This is a genomic window from Pseudomonas jinjuensis (genome assembly GCF_900103845.1).
GTDB lineage: Bacteria > Pseudomonadota > Gammaproteobacteria > Pseudomonadales > Pseudomonadaceae > Pseudomonas > Pseudomonas jinjuensis.
On the sequence record NZ_FNIJ01000013.1, the window covers coordinates 147,233 to 163,149 of the forward strand.

13 protein-coding genes are annotated in these 15,917 nt (G+C 66.7%); 7 read left to right on the forward strand and 6 right to left on the reverse strand.

All coding sequences use genetic code 11. The features are described 5' to 3' along the window. Positions 1–233 precede the first annotated feature (233 nt). Positions 234–1,538: a CitMHS family transporter gene (locus BLR75_RS18655; RefSeq protein ID WP_084311975.1), complete on the forward strand. Its 1,305-nt coding sequence runs from the start codon at positions 234–236 to the stop codon at positions 1,536–1,538. Between the two features lie 16 nt (positions 1,539–1,554). Further along, positions 1,555–2,316 (forward strand): TerC family protein, encoded by a 762-nt coding sequence (locus BLR75_RS18660; RefSeq protein ID WP_084311974.1) that lies wholly within the window; start codon positions 1,555–1,557, stop codon positions 2,314–2,316. On the opposite strand, the gene BLR75_RS18665 is transcribed toward BLR75_RS18660, so the two are convergent. Continuing rightward, positions 2,303–3,643 carry a PQQ-dependent sugar dehydrogenase gene (locus tag BLR75_RS18665; RefSeq protein ID WP_084311973.1) on the reverse strand — a complete coding sequence of 447 codons (1,341 nt, stop codon included), beginning with the start codon at positions 3,641–3,643 and terminating at the stop codon, positions 2,303–2,305. The two genes, BLR75_RS18660 and BLR75_RS18665, sit on opposite strands and share 14 nt — an antisense overlap. A gap of 231 nt (positions 3,644–3,874) precedes the next feature. Here BLR75_RS18665 and BLR75_RS18670 point away from each other — a divergent pair, with 231 nt between their 5' ends. Together BLR75_RS18670 and BLR75_RS18675 are read left to right on the forward strand one after the other, a co-directional pair. Further along, the gene (locus BLR75_RS18670; RefSeq protein WP_084311972.1) at positions 3,875–5,599 is read left to right on the forward strand and encodes a Na/Pi cotransporter family protein; all 1,725 of its coding nucleotides are present in this window, start codon (positions 3,875–3,877) and stop codon (positions 5,597–5,599) included. Positions 5,600–5,720: 121 nt separating this feature from the next. Then, complete coding sequence (locus BLR75_RS18675) at positions 5,721–7,094, forward strand: M16 family metallopeptidase (protein WP_084311971.1); 1,374 nt, start codon at positions 5,721–5,723, stop codon at positions 7,092–7,094. A 24-nt stretch (positions 7,095–7,118) separates the two neighbouring features. Here the strand turns inward: BLR75_RS18675 and BLR75_RS18680 are convergent, their stop codons facing one another. From BLR75_RS18680 to gltP, 3 genes are all read right to left on the reverse strand, one after another. Beyond that, positions 7,119–7,676 carry a GNAT family N-acetyltransferase gene (locus BLR75_RS18680; protein ID WP_084311970.1) on the reverse strand — a complete coding sequence of 186 codons (558 nt, stop codon included), beginning with the start codon at positions 7,674–7,676 and terminating at the stop codon, positions 7,119–7,121. A gap of 133 nt (positions 7,677–7,809) precedes the next feature. Next, entirely contained in the window at positions 7,810–9,039 is a 1,230-nt protein-coding gene (locus BLR75_RS18685) for a nucleoside recognition domain-containing protein (RefSeq protein WP_084311969.1), read from the reverse strand. Positions 9,040–9,385: 346 nt separating this feature from the next. Beyond that, positions 9,386–10,732 (reverse strand): glutamate/aspartate:proton symporter GltP, encoded by a 1,347-nt coding sequence (gene gltP / locus BLR75_RS18690; RefSeq protein ID WP_084311968.1) that lies wholly within the window; start codon positions 10,730–10,732, stop codon positions 9,386–9,388. 304 nt (positions 10,733–11,036) lie between these two features. On the opposite strand from gltP, the gene wrbA reads away from it, so the two are divergent. After that, the gene (wrbA, locus tag BLR75_RS18695; RefSeq protein WP_084311967.1) at positions 11,037–11,633 is read left to right on the forward strand and encodes an NAD(P)H:quinone oxidoreductase; all 597 of its coding nucleotides are present in this window, start codon (positions 11,037–11,039) and stop codon (positions 11,631–11,633) included. A gap of 358 nt (positions 11,634–11,991) precedes the next feature. On the opposite strand, the gene BLR75_RS18700 is transcribed toward wrbA, so the two are convergent. Then, positions 11,992–12,153, reverse strand: coding sequence for a DUF1328 domain-containing protein (locus tag BLR75_RS18700; RefSeq protein ID WP_084311966.1), 162 nt, complete (start codon positions 12,151–12,153; stop codon positions 11,992–11,994). Between the two features lie 57 nt (positions 12,154–12,210). Further along, complete coding sequence (locus BLR75_RS18705) at positions 12,211–12,468, reverse strand: hypothetical protein (RefSeq protein ID WP_084311965.1); 258 nt, start codon at positions 12,466–12,468, stop codon at positions 12,211–12,213. Positions 12,469–12,782: 314 nt separating this feature from the next. Between BLR75_RS18705 and algB the strand changes: the two genes are divergently transcribed. Both algB and BLR75_RS18715 read left to right on the forward strand, forming a co-directional pair. Continuing rightward, positions 12,783–14,126 (forward strand): sigma-54-dependent response regulator transcription factor AlgB, encoded by a 1,344-nt coding sequence (gene algB, locus BLR75_RS18710; RefSeq protein ID WP_084311964.1) that lies wholly within the window; start codon positions 12,783–12,785, stop codon positions 14,124–14,126. A 2-nt stretch (positions 14,127–14,128) separates the two neighbouring features. Then, the gene (locus BLR75_RS18715) at positions 14,129–15,916 is read left to right on the forward strand and encodes a KinB sensor domain-containing domain (RefSeq protein ID WP_084312104.1); all 1,788 of its coding nucleotides are present in this window, start codon (positions 14,129–14,131) and stop codon (positions 15,914–15,916) included. Position 15,917 lies beyond the last annotated feature (1 nt).

A 15,917-nucleotide genomic window follows, 5' to 3' on the forward strand; every position in this document is an offset into this window, starting at 1 on the left:
AAGCCTCCAGTTCCCCACACGATCACCGGTAATCCCTGCGAAAGCTTGCTGAAAGCTTGACCGCCTAGCATCGCCAGCATGCCGTCATCCGAACGGCGGTTCTTGCACAACAACAACAATGGTGATTGCCATGTCCAGTTCCTCCTCCGCCTGCGCTCCGTCCATGCCGACCGGCGTTATCCACAGCATCCGCTGAGTCTTCCAGCCGCTCGTCGCTTCACGGAGTTATCCACATGCTGACTCTCCTCGCCTTCGCCATGGTGGCGACCTTCATGTTCCTGATCATGACCAAGCGCCTGTCCGCGCTGATCGCCCTGATCCTGGTCCCGATCACCTTCGGCGTGCTCGGCGGTTTCGCCGCCGGCCTCGGGCCGATGATGCTCGACGGCATCCGCACCCTCGCCCCCACCGGCGTGATGCTGATGTTCGCCATCCTCTACTTCGCCATCATGATCGACTCCGGACTGTTCGATCCCGCGGTGCGCAAGATCCTGCGCCTGGTGAAGGGCGACCCGCTGAAGGTTTCGCTGGGCACCGCCGCGCTGGCGATGATCGTTTCCCTGGATGGCGACGGCTCGACCACCTACATGATCTGCGTGGCCGCGGTGCTGCCGCTGTACAGCCGCCTGGGCATGAGCCCGCTGCTGATGGCCTGCCTGATCATGCTCTCCAGCGGCGTGCTGAACATGACCCCCTGGGGCGGCCCCACCGCCCGTGCGGCCAGCGCGCTGCATGTCGATCCGGCGGACATCTTCGTGCCGATGATCCCGGCGATGCTGGCCGGCATCGCGGCGATCTTCGCCCTCGCCTGGTTCTACGGCAAACGCGAGCGCGCCCGCCTCGGCGAGCTGCACCTGCCCACCGACGACGTGGCGATGGCCGAAGTCAGCGTCTCCCAGCACCCGGACGCCTGCCGCCCGCACCTGCTGTGGTTCAACGGCGTGCTGACCATCGTCCTCATGGGGACCCTGATCGCGGGACTCCTGCCGATGCCGGTTCTCTTCATGATCGCCTTCGGTATCGCGATGATCGTGAACTATCCCTGCATCATCGAGCAGAAGAAGCGCATCGGCGCGCACGCCGAGAACGTCCTCGCGGTGGTCTCGCTGATCTTCGCCGCCGGGGTGTTCACCGGCATCCTCTCCGGCACCGGCATGGTCGAGGCAATGTCGAAGAGCCTGCTGGAGGTGATCCCGCCGTCCATGGGCCCGTACCTGGCGACCATCACCGCGCTGGTGAGCATGCCGTTCACCTTCTTCATGTCGAACGACGCTTTCTACTACGGCGTACTCCCGGTACTCTCCCAGGCCGCCGCGCAGTACGGCATCACCCCGGTGGAAATGGCCCGCGCCTCCATCGTCGGCCAGCCGGTGCACCTGCTCAGCCCGCTGGTGCCGTCCACCTACCTGCTGGTGGGCCTGGCCAAGGTCGATTTCGGCGACCACCAGCGCTTCACCCTGAAGTGGGCCGTGCTGGTATGCCTGGCGATCATGGCCGCCGCCCTGCTGCTCGGCCATTTCCCCCTGTTCAACGACTGATCGAGTGACTTTACAAATGGAATGGCTGACCAGCCCGGAAATCTGGATTGCGTTCTTCACCCTGACTGCCCTGGAGATCGTCCTCGGCATCGACAACATCATCATGATTTCCATCCTGGTCGGCCGCATGCCCAAACACATGCAGCCGCGCACCCGGTTCTTCGGGCTGGCGCTGGCGATGGTCACGCGCATCCTCCTGCTGCTGTCGATCACCTGGGTGATGCGCCTGACCGCCGACCTGTTCCAGGTTTTCGACCAGGGCATCTCCGGGCGTGACCTGATCCTGTTCTTCGGCGGCCTGTTCCTGCTGTGGAAGAGCAGCAGCGAGATCTACCACGGCCTGGAAGGCGAGGACGAGACCGAGGGCGAGCCGAAGAGCATGATGGGCGGCTTCATCGGCACCATCATCCAGATCGCCATCATCGACATCGTGTTCTCCCTGGACTCGGTGATCACCGCGGTGGGCATGGTGTCCAACGTGCCGGTGATGGTCGCGGCGATCGTCGTCGCGGTGCTGGTAATGATGCTCTGCGCCGGCGCCATCAGTGACTTCATCGACAAGCACCCGTCGCTGAAGATGCTCGCGCTGTCGTTCCTCATCGTGGTCGGCACCGTGCTGATCGCCGAAGCCTTCGAAGTCCACGTGCCGAAGGGCTACGTCTACTTCGCCATGGCCTTCTCGCTGGCGGTGGAAGCGCTGAACATCCGCATGCGCACCGCACGCGCCCGCAAGGAAGTGGAACCGGTGCGGCTGCGCAAGGACATCATCGGCGAGTGAGCCCGCCGGGCGGCTGCGCGCCCTGGCGGGCCGAGCGCAGCCGCCAGACCACATTGCCGACGTCGTCGGCCACCAGCAGCGCGCCGGCCTTGTCCACCGCGACACCCACCGGCCGGCCGCGCGCCTTGCCTTCCTCATCGACGAAACCATCCAGCACCGTCTGCGCCCGTCCCGCCGGCCTGCCGTCGGCGAAGGGCACGAAGACCACCTGGTAGCCACTGCGCGGCTTGCGATTCCACGAGCCGTGCTGGCCGATGAACACCCCGCCGGCATAGCGCTCCGGCAGCAGGCCGCCCTCGTAGAAGGCCAGGCCGAGCGAGGCGGTGTGCGCGCCGAGGGCGTAGTCCGGCACCCGTGCGCGCGCCACCATGTCCGGCCGCGGCGGCTTGACCCGCTTGTCCACGTGCCGGCCGTAGTAGCTCCAGGGCCAGCCGTAGAAGCCCCCGTCCTGCACCGAGGTCATGTAGTCCGGCACCAGGTCGCTGCCCAGTTCGTCGCGCTCGTTCACCGCCGTCCACAGCGCGCCGGTGCGCGGTTCCCAGCCGAGGCCGTTGGGGTTGCGCAGGCCGGACGCATATAGCCGGGTACTGCGGGTTTTCAGGTCGATCTGCAGGATGGCGGCGCGGTTCTCCTCCTGGTCCAGGCCGTTCTCGCCGACGTTGCTGTTCGAGCCGACGGTAGCGTAGAGGTATCTGCCGTCGCGGCTGGCGAGGATGTTCTTGGTCCAGTGGTGGTTGAGTGGCCCGGCCGGCAGGTCGGCGACCTTTTCCCCGGGGGCGTCGATGCGCGTCTGCCCGCTGCGGTAGGGGAAGCGCAGCACCGCGTCGGTGTTGGCGACGTACAGCCAGTCGCCGACCAGCGCCATGCCGAAGGGCGAGTTGAGGCCGGCGAGGAACACCTCCCGCCTTTCCGCCACGCCATCGCCATCGGCGTCGCGCAGCAGGCTGATGCGGTTGGCGCTGGGCACCCCGGCGCCGGCGCGGGCCAGCACCTTCTTCGTCACCCAGCCCTTGATCCCGCGCTTGTCCTCCGGGCGCGGCGGCGCATTGGTTTCCGCCACCAGCACGTCGCCGTTGGGCAGGCTGTAGAGCCAGCGCGGATGATCGAGCCCTTCGGCGAAGCGCTGCACCGCCAGCCCCTGCGCCGGGCGTGGCGCCGTACCGGCGGGCCAGCCGCTGGCGGGGGCGATGTGCATGGTCGGCAGCAGCGTGGTGTTCGGCTGCGGCAGGCGCGGCTCGGGCCCGAAGCCCGCTTCCACTGGCAGCTTGGCGGTTTCGCCGCAGCCGGCGAGGGTCGACAGCAGGACGGCAACGAGAGGCAGGCGCATGGCGGGGTCCCCGGCGGAGGAAGGTCTACCTGTTCTGGACGCCGGAGACTTATCCACAGTTCAACCGGATTCGCGCCGGGGAAATTCCCGAGAATGCGCGAACGCCCGGCCTCCGGAGCGGGTCTATGATGACATTGAGATGACATTCAGCCGGCCGTTGTCGCTCGCTCCCCCCGCTGACCGTCGTGGCAGCCCGGGAAGGATCGGCAGGTAGCGCGAGGGGGGCCCGCCATGCTGAAACTGCTCGATCTGCTCTCTGCCGTCGCGTTGCTGGTGTGGGGCACCCATATCGTCCGCACCGGCATCCTCCGGGTCTACGGCGCCAACCTGCGCCGGGTGCTCAGCCACAGCGTGCAGAAAACGCCGCTGGCCTTCGCCGCCGGCATCGGCGTCACCGCGCTGGTGCAGAGCAGCAACGCCACCGCCCTGCTCACCACTTCCTTCGTCGCCGGCGGCCTGATGGCGCTGGCTCCGGCGCTGGCGATCATGCTCGGCGCGGACGTCGGCACGGCGCTGATGGCGCGGGTGCTGACCCTCGACCTGTCGTGGCTGTCGCCGCTGCTGATCTTCTTCGGCGTGATCCTCTTCCTGACCCGCAAGCAGACGCGCATCGGCCAGCTCGGCCGGGTGTTCATCGGCCTCGGGCTGATCATCCTCGCGCTGCAGCTGATCGTCGCCGCCGCCGAGCCGATGACCCAGGCCAAGGGCGTCAAGGTGCTGTTCTCCAGCCTGACCGGCGACGTGATGCTGGATGCCCTGATCGGCGCACTGTTCGCCATGATTTCCTATTCCAGCCTGGCCGCCGTGCTGCTCGCCGCGACCCTGGCGACGTCCAAGGTGATCTCGCTGCAGGTCGCGCTGTGCCTGGTGGTCGGCGCCAACCTCGGCACCGGCATCCTGGCCCTGCTCAGCTCCACCTCGCAGAACGCCGCCGGCCGCCGCGTGACCCTCGGCAGCCTGCTGTTCAAGATCGCCGGCTGCATCCTGGTGCTGCCGCTGATCGGGCCGGTGGCGAAGTGGGTGGACGCCTGGCCGTTCCGCACCCAGGAACTGGTGATTGCCTTCCACGTGCTCTACAACGCCGTGCGCTGTCTCGCCTGCCTGCCGCTGACCACGGCCATGGCGAGCTTCTGCACGCGCATCCTACCCGACCGGGAAACCCCGGAGGACCGCGTGCGCGCCCGCCATCTCGACCCCGCCGCGCTGGACACGCCGAGCCTGGCGCTGGTCAACGCGGTGCGCGAGACCCTGCGCATGGGCGATATCGTCGAGCAGATGCTCAACGACCTGCTGCGCGTGGCACAGACCGGCGACGGGCTGCTGGCCAAGCAGATCCGCAAGCTCGACGACGACGTCGACGCGCTGTACACGGCGATCAAGCTGTACCTGGCGCGCATGCCGCGCGAGGACCTCGGCGAGCGCGACAGCCGGCGCTGGGCGGAAATCATCGAGCTGGCGATCAACCTGGAGCAGGCCGGCGACATCATCGAGCACATGCTCAACGCCATCCAGGCGAAGACCTCCCGCGGCCGCTCCTTCTCGAAGAACGGCCTGGACGAGATCGCCACCCTGCACGCCCAGCTGGTGAGCAACCTGCGCCTGGGCCTGTCGGTGTTCCTCAACGGCGACCAGGAAGCCGCCCGCCGCCTGCGCCGCGCCAAGAAGCGCTTCCGCATGCAGGAACGGCGCCTCGCCCATTCCCACGTCGATCGCCTGCGCCAGCAGGTGGTGCAGAGCATCGAGACCAGCTCGCTGCACCTCGAGCTGATCAGCGGGATGATGCGCCTGAACTCGCTGTTCTGCGCCATCGCCTATGCGGTGATCGACAACCCCGGCGGCGACGACAGCGCCGGGCTGATCGAAGCGCTGGAAGAGACGCCGGAGGTCGCCGCTCCGTCGAAGGAGCGCCTGGTGGCGGTGGATAACCCGCTGCATGGTTCGGGCGCGGCCAGCTGAGCGCCTGTGTGGATAAACCACGGCGGCAAGCCGGCGGTCCGGTTCCCGGTAGGTTGGCGCCCGGCAATCCGTTATTCTCGTGGCCATCATCTTCATGGCTCCGGTTTCAGGCTGTCCCTTCATGCGCTGGTTGTTGGCCTCCCTCGTCCTGCTGTCGCTCAGCACCTGGTCGAATGCGGATTCGCGCTCGACGGTGGCGGCCTACCAGCTGGAGAACGGCATGGGCGTCCTGCTCAAGCCGACCCGGCAGCGTGGCCATGTCTCGATCCGCCTGATCGTCGGCGTCGGTTTCGCCGACTTCTCCTGCCGCGACCGCCAGCTCCCGCACCTGATGGAACACCTGTTCTTCAGCGGCCTGGACGGCGGCGACGAGGCCGCCCTGGAAGCGCGCATGCAGTCCCTGGGCGGCCAGTGGAACGCCTACACCAGCGAGGGCGACACCGCCTTCGTCATCGAGTCGCCCGCCGCCACCCAGCGCCAGGTGCTCTCCCTGCTGCTGCAGGCGATCAGTCGCACGCAGCTGGACGAACGCAAGATCGCCGCGGCCAAGGAAGTGCTGGTGCGCGAGGAAGGCGGCCGCTATTCGCACCTGCAGCGCTGGCTCGATCACCAGAACATCAGCCGCGCCGGCGACGAGCAGCTGGCGGTGGAACTCGGCCTGGCCTGCAAGGAACGCGCGCCGGTGGAACAGCTCAGCCGCGCCCAGCTGGAAAAGCTGCGCGCCGACTGGTACGTGCCGAGCAACATGACCCTGATCCTGGTCGGCGACCTGGACCGGCGCCTGCCCGTCTACCTGGACCGCACCTTCGGCACCCTGCGCGACCATGAGACGCCGGAACGCCGCGAGCTGCCGCTGATGAACAGGGACCCGGCGCAGCAGCGGCGCACCCAGACCACCGGCATGTTCGGCGAGAGCGCGCTGGTGCACTGGATCTTCCCCGAGCCGGACAGCGCCGACGGCGCCACCATGAGCCTGCTGCAGGCCTACCTGAACGATGCGCTGTACGCCGAGCTGCGGGTTCGCCGCGGTCTTTCCTACGGGCCGTGGAGCGAACGCACCGCCTGGGCCAACCAGGGCTTCCTCAGCCTCAACGCGGACGTCGAGCGCAGCGACGAGCAGGCCACCGAGGACGCCCTGCGCAAGGTGGTGGACGACATTCGCCGCGACGGCCTGGAACCGGCGCGTTTCTCCCGGGTGAAGCGGGCGGCGCGGGCGCAACTGGCCTGGAGCACGCCGAGCAACGCGGCGCTGGCGGATTACTACTGGGGCGCGCTGGGCGATTTCGACAACGGCCGCTTCCCCGACGACGACCGCCGCCTCGCCAGGGTCAGCCTGAAGCAGGCCAGCGCGACCGCGCGCCAGGTGTTCAAGGGCGAGGGTTATCTGCGGATCGAGAAGCCGCTGCTGGACGACGACATGGTCTATCCGCTGGGCGGGACGGGATTGCTGCTGGGCGGGGGCTTGCTGTGGCTGGGACTGCGCCGCCGCGGTTGAGCGACGCAGCCCGGGCAGGACGGATCAGAGTTCCAGGCGGCGGACGATCTGGGTGGCGTCATCCGGGTTCAGCACCGAATGGAAGCCGAGCTTGATGGCCAGCTCGCGCATCCGCGCATCGGAGGCGGAATCGAACGAATACATCTCTTCGAAACCGTTGCGCCGCGCCACGTCGATCAGGTGCCGCATCAGCGCCAGGTCCAGGCCGCGGCGCTGCCAGTCGTCGGCGATAGTGACGGCGCATTCGCAATGCCGGCCGTCGCCGCTGTCGGCGTAGCGGCTGACGCCGATCTCGCGCAGTTCGCCGTCGTCGTGGACCAGCGCGATGAACGCCATGGAATGCGCATAGTCGATGTTCATCAGGTGATCGAGCAGCGATTCGCTGACCTTGATCTCGCCCTGGAAGCGCAGCCGGCGGGTGACCGGCGACAGGCGGTTGAGGAAATCCCGCTCGCGGTCACGGTCTTCGGCGCGCAGGGGACGAATCAGCACATGGCGGCCATCATCGAGTTCCTCGACCCATTGGTCGGCCGCAAGGGCGGCGAATTTTTCGGATACTGCACTGGTTTGACTGGTTTGCATGATGTGCTCCGAAGGGAGGTGGGAATTTGATTTCCACTTTTCTACGCTCCCCCTCGCCGAAACTGCTTGATTGATGTCAAGCGCCTCCGGAAGCGCCGGCAGATTGCGCCAGTCGCCTTGATCTGCGCCAATTTCAGGCGAAGAACCAGTAGCACACCCCGATCGCCGCCAGCACGCCGGCCAGGTCGGCGAGCAGCGCGCAGCCCACCGCATGGCGCGCGCGCTGGATGCCGACCGAGCCGAAGTACACCGCCAGCACATAGAAGGTGGTCTCGGTGCTGCCCTGAACCGTGGCCGCCACCAGTGCCGGGAAGCTGTCGACGCCGTGGTTCTGCATGGTCTCCAGCAGCATGGCGCGGGCCGCGCTGCCGGAGAACGGCTTGACCAGCGCGGTGGGTAGCGCATCGACGAAACGGGTGTCCCAGCCGATGCCATGGACCAGCCAGCGGATGCCGTCCAGCACCATCTCCAGCGCCCCGGATGCGCGCAGCACACCCACCGCGCAGAGCATCGCCACCAGGTACGGCAGCAGGCTCTTCGCCACCTCGAAGCCTTCCTTGGCGCCCTCGACGAAGGCCTCGTAGACCGGCACCTTCTTCAGCCAGCCGAGGATCAGGAACAGCACGATGATGCCGAACAGGGTGAGGTTGCCGAGCAGCGAGGACAGGTGCGCCAGCGCCGTGGCGGACATCCCGGCGAGCAGCGCCATGAAGGCGCCGAGCAGCAGCGCGCCGGGAATCAGGTAGGCCAGCACCACCGGGTCCCACAGGCGCAGGCGCTGCACCAGCGCCACCGAGAGCAGGCCGGCCAGGGTCGAGGCGCTGGTGGCGAGGAGGATCGGCAGGAACACCAGGGTCGGGTCGGCGGCGCCCTGCTGCGCGCGGTACATGAAGATGGTCACCGGCAGCAGGGTCAGCGACGAGGCGTTGAGCACCAGGAAGAGGATCTGCGCGTTGCTCGCCGCGATCTGGCTCGGGTTGAGTTCCTGCAGCGCCTTCATCGCCTTCAGGCCGATGGGCGTGGCGGCATTGTCCAGGCCGAGGCCGTTGGCGGCGAAGTTGAGGGTGATCAGGCCGATCGCCGGATGCCCGGCCGGCACTTCCGGCATCAGCCGGCGGAACAGCGGGCCGAGCAGCCGCGCCAGGCCTTCCACCAGCCCGGCCTTGTCGGCGATGCGGAGGAAGCCGAGCCAGAGCGTCAGGGTGCCGAACAGCAGGATCATCACCTCGACCGACAGCTTGGCCATGGCGAACAGGCTTTCGACCATGGCGGCGAACACCGTCGCCTCGCCACCGACCAGCCAGCGCGCCAGCGCCGTCACTGCGGCGACCAGAAAGAAGCTCAGCCACAGGCCGTTGAGCATGCTCGTTCCCCCTTGCGAATGGCCCGGATGATAGCGGCCATGGGCGTGCCGGCGCCAGAAACGCCAAGGCCCCGGACACTGCCGGGGCCTTGTGGATAAGTTCCTGCCGGGATTTTCGCGCGCATGGCCCGTGCAGAATGCCTCGTGGCGGCAAATGGCACCGCCCCCTGTAGGAGCGCGCCATGCGCGCGACATCGGTGGGGTCGCGGGCATGCCCGCTCCTACAGGTCAATCCCTACCTGTAGGAGCCAGCTTGCTGGCGATTGGCGTGGCCGGATTTCGCGAGCAAGCTCGCTCCTACATTTAAAGAACGCGGCCGTGGTTCTCTGGCGGGAGCCTGGAACGATCAGACTTTCTGTACCTGCGCGGCGCTCTCGCCAGCCAGCGGCAACTCCGCCGCCTTGCCCTGCTCCACTGCGGCCCAATAGCGCTCGCCCTGCTGTTGGTCGTAGAGGCCTTCCCACTTCGACACCACCAGCACCGCCAGGGCGTTGCCGATCACGTTCAGCGCGGTGCGCGCCATGTCCATGATGCGGTCGACGCCGGCGATGAAGGCCAGGCCTTCCAGCGGGATGCCGACGCTGCCGAGGGTCGCCAGCAGCACCACGAAGGACACGCCCGGCACCCCGGCGATGCCCTTGGAGGTCACCATCAGGGTCAGCACCAGCATGATCTGCTGGCCGATGGACAGGTCGATGCCGTAGAGCTGGGCGATGAAGATCGCCGCGATGCTCTGGTACAGGGTCGAGCCGTCGAGGTTGAAGGAGTAGCCGGTGGGCACCACGAAGCTGCTGATCGCCCTGGGTGCGCCGTAGGCTTCCATCTTCTCGATGATGCGCGGCAGCACGGTCTCGGAGCTGGCGGTGGAATAGGCCAGCACCAGCTCGTCCTTGAAGATGCGCATGATGCGGATGATCGAGAAGCCGAACAGGCGCGCCACCAGGCCGAGGACCATGAAGGCGAAGAAGGCGATGGCGAAATACACCAGCACCACCAGCTTGGCCAGCGGCAGCAGCGAGGCGAAGCCGAAGTTGGCGACGGTCACGGCGATCAGCGCGAACACCCCGACCGGCGCGTAGCACATGATCATGTGGGTGACGCGGAACATCGCCTCGGCGATGCCCTGGAACATCCTCACCAGCGGCTCGCGGGTCGGCGCCGGCAGCGAGGACAGGCCGAGGCCGAACATCACCGAGAAGAAGATGATCGGCAGCATCTCGCCGCGCGCCATGGCGGCGAAGACGTTGGACGGGATCAGGTTGAGGATGGTGGAGATCAGCGCGTGGTCGTGCTGGACCTCCTGGGCGGTCTGCCTGTACTGGGAGATATCCACAGTGCCCAGGGTGCTCATGTCGATGCCGACGCCCGGATGGAACAGGTTGGCCAGCAGCAGGCCGACGACGATGGCGACGGTGGTGATGATCTCGAAATAGAGAATGGTCTTCAGGCCGATGCGGCCAAGCTTCTTGGCGTCGCCCATGCCGGCGATGCCGACGATCAGCGAGGAGATCACGATCGGTACGACGATCATCTTGATCAGGCGGATGAAGATGTCGCCGGCCGGCTGCAGGACGTTGCCGATCCACCAGGCCTTCTGCGCCGCGTCGATGTTGTGGATCAGCGCGCCGACGGCGATGCCGACGACCAGGCCGATGACGATCTGCCAGGCCAGGCTGAGCTTGGTTTTGCCCATGTGAGTCACCCTTGATTCTTGTGGAAGCCGGGGGTCCGCCCAGCCGCCGGGGTACCGGCGGCCAGCGAAAAAAGGGCGCAATCATTCATACGCCTCCACCCTGCGTCTAATGCCGGAAATGGCTACCCCATGCACGATCGGCATGGAAAATGGCGCACGGAACCAGGGTTCCACAGGCCTGAACTATTGGATTTCCGCATGGGCCGCACTGCCCATGCACCCATGCGCAGAGGGCTGGAAAGCCGTCTAGGCTGGATGCAGTCCGGCCGTCACTGGCCACCGTTGCCGATCAAGGAGTTCCCCGATGAAGAAGATCCTGGTGCTGTACTACTCGATGTACGGTCACATCGAACGCATGGCCGAAGCCGTGGCCGAAGGCGCGCTCAGGGTGCCCGGTGTCGAGGTGACCCTGAAGCGCGTGCCGGAGACCATGCCCGAGGATGTCGCCCGCAATGCCGGCGCCAAGCTGGACCAGCAGGCCCCGGTGGCGACGCCGCAGGAACTGGCGGACTACGACGCGATCCTGTTCGGCTCGCCCACCCGCTTCGGCAACATGGCCGGGCAGATGCGCACCTTCCTCGACCAGACCGGCGGCCTGTGGGTAAAGGGAGCCTTGATCGGCAAGTTCGCCAGCGTGTTCACCTCCACCGGGACCGGTGGCGGTTCGGAAACCACCATTACCTCTTTCTGGAATACGCTGGCGCATCACGGAATGGTGATTGTAGGACTGCCCTACAGCGCACCGGAATTGACTGACATCAGCGAACTTCGCGCCGGCTCGCCCTACGGCGCGGCGACCATCGCCGGTTCGGACGGCTCGCGCAAACCCAGCGAGAAGGAACTGGCGTTGGCGCGCTTCCAGGGCGAGCATGTCGCCCGCCTTGCCGTTCGCATGCAATAGGTAGCGCGCGGTCGAAGGCTCGCCCGAGAAAGGTATTTCGAAACCAGGAATGGACCCGGCGGCGAATGCGCCGGTGAGGGTGCCGGCCTTTGCGGCCGTCATCGAGTTTCCGGCCCTTCGGAGTCCGGACGGCCCCTGCAGGACAGGACACCGCCCGGACTCCGTCGTGGCCTTCATGGAGCCGTTCAGGCTCCCGTGGCCTGGCCCGCCATGGCGGGAGTACCCCCTGTACTCCTGGGTCGCTCCGGACCGAAATCATCCCGAGCATCCCGGCCCCCTGGCCATGCGCCGGTCATTCCGACCGCGCAATTCCGCGATTCGTTCGCCGCTGCCGGCTTTCCCGGCGCCTGGCGGCTGCTCAGCCCCGCCGCCGTCCCATGAAGAACGACACGACGAACAGGACCAGGAACAGCACGAAAAGAATCTTGGCGATGCTGGTCGCAGCGCCGGCTATACCGGCAAAACCGAGCACGCCGGCGATGATCGCGATGATCAGGAATGTCAGAGCCCAGCTGAGCATGGGGTTTCTCCTCTTCCGGTTTTTATCAGCCGGCGCGCGAGGCGCCGCCATCGACACTCAGAACACCCAGCGTTGCTGTCTGGGGCGGATGTCCTGGAGCTGCCACTCACGGCCAGCGTCGATGTGGTCGGCCACATCGTGGCGCTGCTGGTAGCGCGTGAATTCCGTTTGCAGGGGGATCGTCAGTTGCACGGGCGTTGGTGCGCGGCCGGCGGCGAAATCCGTGGGCTGGATCGGCACCAGCAGCGCCAGGAAAGCCGCGCCCGGTAACAGGGCCTTGCCGAGAAACTCCGTAACAGCAGCGAAGCCATTCATCTCATTTCTCCCGCTTGCTGGCCGATCGTTTGCGTTCCTCGCGCCATTGCGCTGACGAAATCCCTTCAGCGGTATCGAAGCAGGCCCCATGCCATTTCCGGGCTCTGAATTTTTTTCTTTCGATTCAGGTATTTACGCATTGACCCAGGAAACGGAGCGGCAAGCATTCTGCACGACGGGCCATGGCAGGCCGTGCATTCTGCAATCCCTGCGCTCCGGGCCCGACATGGCCGAAACAGAGGCTATTTTTCTTGCAACTTGCACGGATTTTCCGGGACTAACGAAAAGCCCGCCCCATATGAGGATTCGACTGAATGGAACCCACCGAGCAACAAGGAAGAATTCTCTTGGTCGACGATGAACCGGCGATCCTGCGTTCCTTCCGCTATTGCCTGGAGGACCAGGGTTACACGGTCGCCACCGCCAGCAGCGCCGCCCAGGCAGACGCGCTGCTGCAACGCCAGGTCTTCGACCTGTGCTTCCTCGATCTGCGCCTGGGCGATGACAACGGCCTGGACCTGCTCGCCCAGATGCGCATCCAGGCGCCCTGGATGCGGGTGGTGATAGTCACCGCGCATTCCGCCGTGGATACCGCCGTCGACGCCATGCAATCCGGCGCCGCCGACTACCTGATGAAGCCATGCAGCCCGGACCAGCTGCGCCTGGCCGCGGCCAAACAGCTGGAAGTGCGCCAGCTCACCGCGCGCATCGAGGCGCTGGAAGGCGAGATGCGCAAGCAGGGCGACGTGCTCGAATCGCAGAGCCCGGCCATGACCGCGGTGCTGGAAACCGCGCGGCAGGTCGCCGCCACCGACGCCAACATCCTCATCCTCGGCGAATCCGGCTCGGGCAAGGGCGAACTGGCGCGGGCGATCCACGGCTGGAGCAAGCGCGCGAAGAAGTCCTGCGTGACCATCAACTGCCCGTCGCTGAGCGCCGAGCTGATGGAAAGCGAACTGTTCGGCCACAGCCGCGGCGCCTTCACCGGGGCCACGGAGAACACCCTCGGGCGCATCCACCAGGCCGATGGCGGCACCCTGTTCCTCGACGAGATCGGCGACTTCCCGCTGACCCTGCAGCCGAAGCTGTTGCGCTTCATCCAGGACAAGGAATACGAGCGCATCGGCGACCCGGTGTCCCGCCGCGCCGACGTGCGCATCCTCGCCGCCACCAACCGCGACCTCGGCGCGATGGTCGCGCAGGGGCAGTTCCGCGAGGACCTGCTCTACCGGCTCAACGTCATCGTGCTCAACCTGCCGCCGCTGCGCGAACGCAGCGAGGACATCCCCGGCCTGTGCGAGCGCTTCCTCGCCCGCTTCGTCAGGGAATACGGCCGGCCGGCCCGCGGCTTCAGCGAGGAGGCGCGCGAGGTGCTGCGCCAGTACAGCTGGCCCGGCAACGTCCGCGAGTTGCGCAATGTCATCGAACGGGCAAGCATCATCTGCAATCAGGAGATGATCGGAACTGAACATCTGGGTCTCAGCGAACAGGGCGGCAGCTCCGCGCCGCGCATCGGCGAGCCGCTCAGCCTGGAAGAGCTGGAAAAGGCGCACATCACCGCGGTGATGGCTACCAGCGCCACCCTCGACCAGGCGGCCAAGACGCTGGGGATCGACACTTCGACGCTGTATCGAAAGCGGAAACAGTACAACCTGTGAATCTGCCCATCGCCATGACGCTGCGTACGAGGCTGTTCCTCAGCTTCTCGGCGCTGATCACGGTCGCCCTGCTCGGCCTGCTGCTCGGGCTGTTCAGCGTCATGCAGACGGGCCGCGAACAGGAACGCAGCATCACGCAGAATTTCACCACCATCGAAGTCAGCCAGCAGCTGCGCAAGGCGCTGGGCGACCAGTTGATGCTGATCCTCAGCGACAGTCCCGATCCGGCACGCCTCGACGCCGCCCAGCAACACTTCCGCCAGGTGCTGCAGCAGGGCTACCGGCAATCCGGCGACGAAACCGAACGGCAGGCCTACAGCGGCATCGAGGCAGCCAACCGCACCTTCCTGAAGGACCTGGCCCTGGTCGAATCCTCCGGCGCCAGCCTGCTCGACGACCAGGACCTGGCCCGCAGCGCGGACGACCTGCGCCACCGCCTGCAGGAACTCCACCAGTACGCGCTGGAGAACATCAAGCTGAGCGAAGCCCGCTCACGCCAGCGCGCCTGGCTGAGCGCGGGCCTGCTCGGGCTGGTGGGCATCGCCATCCTGCTGATCGGCTTCATCACCGCCCACAGCATCGCCCGCCGTTTCGGCGCGCCGATCGAGACCATGGCCAAGGCGGCGGACAAGATCGGCCAGGGCGATTTCGACGTGACCCTGCCGATTTCCACCGTCTCCGAGATGGCTTCGCTGATCCGCCGCTTCGGCCTGATGGCCGAGGCCCTGCGCCAGTACAAGGCCACCAACGTGGAGGCGCTGGACTATGGCCGCAAGCGCCTGCAGGCGGTGCTCGACAGCATCAGCGACGGCATGGTGATCATCGACCGCCACGGCTGCGTCGAACATGCCAACCCGGTGGCCAGCCAGCAGCTGTTTCCCGGTTGCGATCCCCACGGCAAGGAAGTGGGCGCCCTGCTGGACAACCCCGAGCTGAGCCAGGCGACCCTGCGCGTGCTGCATGGCGAGAGTCTGGAAGAGACGCCCCGCGACCTGGAGCGGGAAATCGACGGGGAAAACCGCGTGCTGGCCTGGAGCATGACCCCGGTGACCCATGACGACGGCCGCAACATGGGCGCGGTGATGGTGGTCCGCGACGTGACCGAGCTGCGCAACTTCGAGCGCGTGCGCAACGAATTCGTCCTGCGCGCCTCCCATGAGCTGCGTACCCCGGTCACCGGCATGCACATGGCGTTCGGCCTGCTGCGCGAGCGCCTGGAATTCCCCGCCGAATCCCGCGAGCTGGACCTGGTGCGCACGGTGGACGAGGAAATGTCCCGCCTGGTCCGGCTGATCAACGACCTGCTGAACTTCTCCCGCTACCAGAGCGGCCTGCAGAAGCTCGACCGGCGCCCCTGCGACCTGCCGGAACTGCTGGGCGAGGTGCGCAAGCGTTTCGGCGAACTGGCGGAAAACAAGCAGATCCGCCTGGAGCTGGAACTGGAGGACGAGCTGCCGGCGATGAAGCTGGATTCCCTGCAGTTCGAGCGGGTGCTGGACAACCTGCTGGACAACGCGCTGCGCCACACCCCCAGTGGCGGCGAGATCCTCCTGCAGGCGCGCCGCCAGGGCGAACGGGTGGCGGTGGCAGTGACCGATTCGGGGGAAGGCATTCCCTACAGCCAGCAGGGCCGCATCTTCGAGCCGTTCGTCCAGGTCGGCCGCAAGAAGGGTGGGGTCGGCCTGGGGCTGGCGCTGTGCAAGGAGATCGTCCAGCTGCACGGCGGGCGCATCGCCGTGCACTCGCAGCCGGGCAAGGGCACCCGCTTTTCCATACTGCTGCCGGTGTGAA